Genomic DNA, 1,419 nt, shown 5'->3' with positions numbered 1-1,419 from the left:
TTTCCGGTCTGGTGGGTGAGGCGATGCAGTCCAATGTGGTTGCGGCCAGCGCACCGCTAGCGTTGATTGTCCCGGCAGCAGGCGCGCCGGCGGCTGCCGCGCAACAGCTTGGCGGCCTGATCTTCAATCTGGGCTTCGGAAACATCGGGTCGTTCAACCTGGGTAGCGGAAATATCGGCAACAACAACCTAGGTAGTGGAAATGTCGGCAACGGCAACCTCGGCAGCGGAAACTTCGGCGGCGATAACTGGGGCGGCGGAAACACCGGAAGCAATAACACCGGCAGCGGAAACACCGGCGACTTTAATTTTGGCAGTGGAAATTTTGGCAGCGGAAACTTGGGCAGCGGCAACATCGGTAGCCTCAATCTGGGCAGCGGAAACTTCGGCACCCTCAACCTCGGTGGCGGCAACTTGGGCGATGCCGCGCTGGGTAGTGGAAACACCGGTGATTTCAGCGTGGGCAGCGGGAACCTTGGTGGCACCAATATTGGGTTCGGGAATCTCGGTAGCGGCAATATCGGATTTGGGAACAAGGGGAACAACAATATCGGCTTCGGGCTCACCGGCGACGGTCAGTTCGGCTTCGGCGCATTGAACTCGGGTACTGGAAATATCGGCTTGTTCAACTCGGGAAACAACAACATCGGCTTCTTTAACTCTGGTGACAACAACTTCGGTTGGAGCAACTCCGGCAACGGAAACACTGGCTTCGGAAACGCTGGTGACTTCAATACTGGTTTCTGGAACGCTGGTAACTCGAATACCAGTATTGGGAGCGCAGGTAACACGAATTTCGGGATTTTCAACGCCGGAAACGGAAATTCGGGCAGCTTCAACGTAGGTACCCACAACACCGGCTCCGGAAATTCAGGTGCAGGAAATACTGGGTTTATGAACGCGGGCGACTCGAACACTGGTTTCCTGAACGCGGGCAACGTCAATACGGGTTTCTTCAATGGGGGAAACACCAATACCGGTGGACTCAACGGTGGCGACCTCAACACCGCCTTCGGTAGTGCGGTGGATCAACCAGTCGCGAATTCGGGATTTGGTAACCAGGGTGCCGGAAACTCGGGCTGGGGGAACAGTGACCCTGACGGAAGCGGCAACTCTGGTTTCTTCAACACCGGCATCGGCAATTCAGGTTTCTCTAACGCAGGTCCTGCGCTGATTCCTGGCTTCAACTCCGGTTTCGGCAATATCGGCATTAACAACGCAGGACTAACCAACTCAGGCAATCGCCTGGCTGGAATCGCGAACTCGGGTAGTGACAGCTCGGGTGTCGTAAATTCAGGTGAGCAGAACTCCGGCGGCTTCAACTCGGGTTTTGGACTCTCGGGATTCTTCGGGTAGCCGCGGGAGTGAGCGGCTGCTTTTCCGGGACGCCTTGCACGGTCGTGTAGGGCGACACGGGTCA

General features: G+C 56.7%; 1 protein-coding gene. It reads left to right on the top strand.

Features of this window, described 5'->3' with window-relative positions; translation table 11 throughout:
* Positions 1–1,355, top strand: a 1,355-nt coding sequence (locus tag F0Q45_RS25945) for a beta strand repeat-containing protein (RefSeq protein WP_149656586.1), incomplete at its 5' end; no start/stop codon positions are given.
* Between the last annotated feature and the right edge of the window lie 64 nt (positions 1,356–1,419).

It is taken from the genome of Mycobacterium simiae, from assembly GCF_008370645.1.
GTDB classification, from domain to species: Bacteria; Actinomycetota; Actinomycetes; order Mycobacteriales; family Mycobacteriaceae; genus Mycobacterium; species Mycobacterium simiae_A.
This window is presented reverse-complemented; position numbering and strand designations above follow the sequence as displayed.